Annotated in this window: 4 protein-coding genes and 1 pseudogene; 3 read left to right on the top strand and 2 right to left on the bottom strand. The window is 65.5% G+C overall.

The features are described from left to right. Window positions 1–181 (bottom strand): annotated as a pseudogene (locus tag ACFWF3_RS28270) (4-carboxymuconolactone decarboxylase); the annotation flags it as partial. Window positions 182–228: 47 nt separating this feature from the next. Further along, entirely contained in the window at window positions 229–834 is a 606-nt protein-coding gene (locus ACFWF3_RS28265) for a TetR/AcrR family transcriptional regulator (RefSeq protein WP_379316507.1), read from the bottom strand. Window positions 835–932: 98 nt separating this feature from the next. Here ACFWF3_RS28265 and ACFWF3_RS28260 point away from each other — a divergent pair, with 98 nt between their 5' ends. Genes ACFWF3_RS28260 through ACFWF3_RS28250 form a run of 3 tightly spaced genes read left to right on the top strand, consistent with a single transcriptional unit; the run spans window position 933 to window position 3,602 of the window. After that, the gene (locus ACFWF3_RS28260) at window positions 933–2,267 is read left to right on the top strand and encodes an alpha/beta hydrolase family protein (RefSeq protein ID WP_379316505.1); all 1,335 of its coding nucleotides are present in this window, start codon (window positions 933–935) and stop codon (window positions 2,265–2,267) included. After that, a complete protein-coding gene (locus ACFWF3_RS28255; RefSeq protein WP_379316503.1) occupies window positions 2,264–3,229 on the top strand; it encodes a fumarylacetoacetate hydrolase family protein in 966 nt (321 codons plus the stop codon). The genes ACFWF3_RS28260 and ACFWF3_RS28255 overlap by 4 nt, the downstream gene beginning before the upstream one ends. 7 nt (window positions 3,230–3,236) lie before the next feature. Next, window positions 3,237–3,602, top strand: coding sequence for an MBL fold metallo-hydrolase (locus ACFWF3_RS28250; protein WP_379316501.1), 366 nt, complete (start codon window positions 3,237–3,239; stop codon window positions 3,600–3,602). The last annotated feature ends 28 nt before the right edge of the window (window positions 3,603–3,630 follow it).

The raw sequence follows: 3,630 nt of genomic DNA, 5'->3' as shown, positions 1-3,630 counted from the left end.
GACCAGGCCGATTCCATACCGCGTCCCAGACATGCTCGGTGACGAAGCGCTGAAGATCTGCCGATTCGCTGCCGGAGGTGCGGGCCAGCGCCTGGGCAACGTACTCCTCGCCCATGACTTCTTCGCGGGTGCGCAGGCCGTTGGTATAGGCCGAAGGCTGCCGGGGTTCGGGATCAGTCATTTATTACCTGTTCGTCGAGGGGTATCGGAGGCGTCATGGGCGGTCGCTCATTCGGCCGGATCGGACTGCAACGCGCGGATCGCCCGGATGACGTGCTGGTCGACGAACCGTTCGTCCATCGGTTCGCGGGTGAGGAAGTGGCGGAAGTGTATCGGCGCGATGAGGGTTTCGACGACGGTCCGGGTGTCGGTGCCGGCGGGTAGCTCGCCGCGTTCGACCGCCCGGGCAACCATGGCCCGGTTGGCTTCGTAGCGGGTTTCCCAGAAGGTGTTTCGTGCTCGGGCGATGTCTTCGGAGTCGCTGATGAACGCCAGAGCGCGCGCAAGACCGGCACCCAGAGGGCTATCGAGGTAGGCGATGAGTGCGGTGGCGAAGAAGGAAAGATCTCCGCGCAACGACCCGGTGTCCGGTAACGGCAGGGTGCGCTCGCTCGCGCTGAGCATCACATCGAGCACCAGGTTCTCCCGCGTTCCCCATCGCCGGTAGATGGAGCTGTCGCGGACACCGGCGCGGCGGCTGATATCGGGGATGCCGACCTTGTCCACGCCGTGTTCTTCGACAGCGTCGAGCACGGCGCGATGCACGGCTTCGCGGACCTTCGCCGCCCGTCCTCCGGGTCGACGCGGCGGCTCGATGTTCTCGGCTTCCGACATAGCCCCATGCTAAAGCAGAGCTTCTTGCTTTTGGCTATCGCTGTGCCTACGCTCACAAAAGCAGAAAAATCTGCGATTAGAGATCGAGAGGCACAACGATGACGTCAGTGCGGGAGATCGGCAAACGAGTGCTCATCAGCGCTCGCGCGATGACTCACACCACCGAGCGTGCGGCCCGGCGGGTCGGCGTGGCGGGATTCCTGCCCCGGTTGTTCGCCGAGAGGTTCACCCACCTCGGCGGGATCGACACCGAGGAATTCCAGCGTCAGCTGCACGGTTGCCGGTCCTTCGACGACACCCGCTGGACCGGGTACTGGCAAGACTTCGCCCGCCAACACTTCGCGCGGGCCGACACGGCGTTGCTGCGCCTGGGCGGGCCGTCGACCGACCAACTGCTCGACCCCGCCGCGCCATTGGACCTGCATGCTCTGGGCGAGTTGCTCTCACCAGCGGTAACGATCCTGGCCGACCGAGGGCCGGTGGCCGATCCCGAGGCAGTCGACCGATTCTGTGCGGCTCATCCCGACGCCGCCGATGCCGCGATCGCGATCGACGGGCTGATCAAGGCATTGGTGTACGAGTTCATCGCCGCCTGGCCGGGGTTCAGCCCGGCCAGGCTCGTCGCCTACGAGCGCTCGCACCGGCTGTGCGAAGTGCTGCTGGGTTCGCTCGACACCGCGATGGGAGTGCGTATCGAAGTGGTGCGAATTCCGGTCGGCGCTCAGACTGTGCGTGGAATGCTGATGCTTCCAGCCGGTGTGGAGTCGGTACCGACGATCCTGGTCACCAACGGGCTGGAAGGCACCATCGCCGAAGCGCTACTGCCGCTGTTGTCGCGGCGTGACGCCGGTATGGGCGTATTCGTGATGGAGATGCCCGGCACCTACTCGTATACCGAGCCGCTGAGCATCGACGCCGAGACCATCTACTCGACCGTCATCGATCACCTGTGCGCTGACCCGCGCCTGGATGCGCAACGGATCGGCATGCTGGGCTTCAGTTTCGGAGCCTACTGGTCGACGCGGATGGCCGCCGTCGACCCGAGGCTGACGGTAGCAGTGTCCAACGGCCCGCTCGCTGACCGCAGTTTCGGGCTGCTCAACTCGATCGGCATGCCCGAGATCATGGTCTCCGCGCTGGTCTCGACCCTTGGTGCTCGAGGCCCTGCCGACTTGTCGAGCAAATTGGCGACATTCTCACTCGCCCAGCACTATCGCCGGATCGACATCCCACTGTTGGTGATCAACGGCGCCCGCGACACCCTTGCCTCCACCCAGGACTCGATCGACATCGCCATCGCCGCACCGGACGCGCAATTGGTGCTCTATGCCGAGGACGACCACTGTGCCATGGGCCACGCCGAGCAGTGGACAGCACTGTCGACGAAATTCCTTCGCGATCACCTACGTGTGGGCGTCGAGGTCACCGCATGACCCACCCACACGATCGGGCCACGGTGGCGATCCCTCGGATGCGGCGCATCCTCGATCGCAGCACACACCGAATCGATACCCAGATCGAATACGGCACGGGATGGCGCACCGAGTCCGAATCCGATGGTAGCCAGGGGTTCCCGAGAATCGAGCCCGCCTTTACCCTCGATTTCGAGCTAGCGCGCTACGACGCCCTCGGGCTGGACGACGGGGCCCTCGTCCTGCCGGTGTGCCCGGCCTCGTTCCGCGATTTCATGATCTTCGAAAGGCACGCCGTCGACGCCGCGCGCGGTCTGGCCCGCCGATTCTTGCCTGCGGGCTCCCGCGTCGCCACCGCGTACGAGACACTGACCCGGCGCACTTTCCCGCCGTTCCGGCCGCACGCGCTCTGGTACCGGCAGCCGATCTACTACATGTCCAACGCCTTGACCATCGTCCCCTCCGGGTTGCCGGTTGCTGCCCCGAACTACACGCGGGCACTGGATTTCGAACTCGAACTCGGCGTCGTGCTCGGTGTTCCGCTGCGCGACGCCACCGTCGAACAGGCGGCCGCCGCGATCGCCGCAGTGGTGGTGATCAACGACTTCTCCGCCCGCGACGTCCAACTGGCCGAAATGCGTTCGGGGTTCGGACCGCAACGATCCAAACACTTCCTCACCTCGATGTCGGCGACCGCGGCCGCCGGGCCCGCGCTCATCGATCGGCTCGACCGATTGACCGCCACGGTCACGATCAACGGAGAGACCGTGGCGCGCACCGGAACACACAATGCCCGGTACTCGATGGCCCAAGCCATCGCGCACGTGTCCTGCAGCGAACAGCTCTACCCCGGCGAACTGCTGTCGACCGGCACCTTGCCCGGTGGAAGTGGGATGGAACTGGGCCGCTGGCTCGCCCCCGGCGACCATCTGCGCCTGGAAATCGACGGCATCGGGATCATCGAACACGACATCCAGAAGTAGGCCCGAGATGAAAATCGATCAGGTTTCCGACTCCGTCCATGTCGTAGCCGGCACCAACGTCAACTGGGCGCTGATCAGCGACGATTCCGGGATCACCGTGATAGACGCCGGATACCCCGCTGACGCCGCCGACGTGCTCGGTTCTGTCCGGCAGATCGGCGGTCGGCTTGCCGATGTTCGGGCCGTGCTGATCACCCATGCCCATCTCGACCACATCGGTGCGATCCCGGCGCTCATCGAGCAGTTCGGCATGCCGGCACGAACTCACCGAGCGGCTGATCGCCACCGCCACCGTCGACGCCGCCCTGCGGGAGTTGCTCCACGCCGGAGCCTCGCTCGTCGGCGCCCGCCGCGGTCGGTGGCGGTTCGGTGATCTTCAGCGGAGCGATGGTGGCTCCGCA

The organism is Nocardia sp. NPDC060220 (assembly GCF_042727815.1).
Lineage (GTDB): Bacteria > Actinomycetota > Actinomycetes > Mycobacteriales > Mycobacteriaceae > Nocardia.
The sequence above is the reverse complement of the archived record's forward strand: the minus strand, read 5'-3'. Positions and strand labels throughout refer to the sequence as shown.

Coding starts and splice junctions, on each gene's coding strand:
- ACFWF3_RS28265 (WP_379316507.1), bottom strand. CDS start 834: ATGTCGGAAGCCGAGAACATCGAGCCGCCGCGTCGACCCGGAGGACGG.
- ACFWF3_RS28260 (WP_379316505.1), top strand. CDS start 933: ATGACGTCAGTGCGGGAGATCGGCAAACGAGTGCTCATCAGCGCTCGC.
- ACFWF3_RS28255 (WP_379316503.1), top strand. CDS start 2,264: ATGACCCACCCACACGATCGGGCCACGGTGGCGATCCCTCGGATGCGG.
- ACFWF3_RS28250 (WP_379316501.1), top strand. CDS start 3,237: ATGAAAATCGATCAGGTTTCCGACTCCGTCCATGTCGTAGCCGGCACC.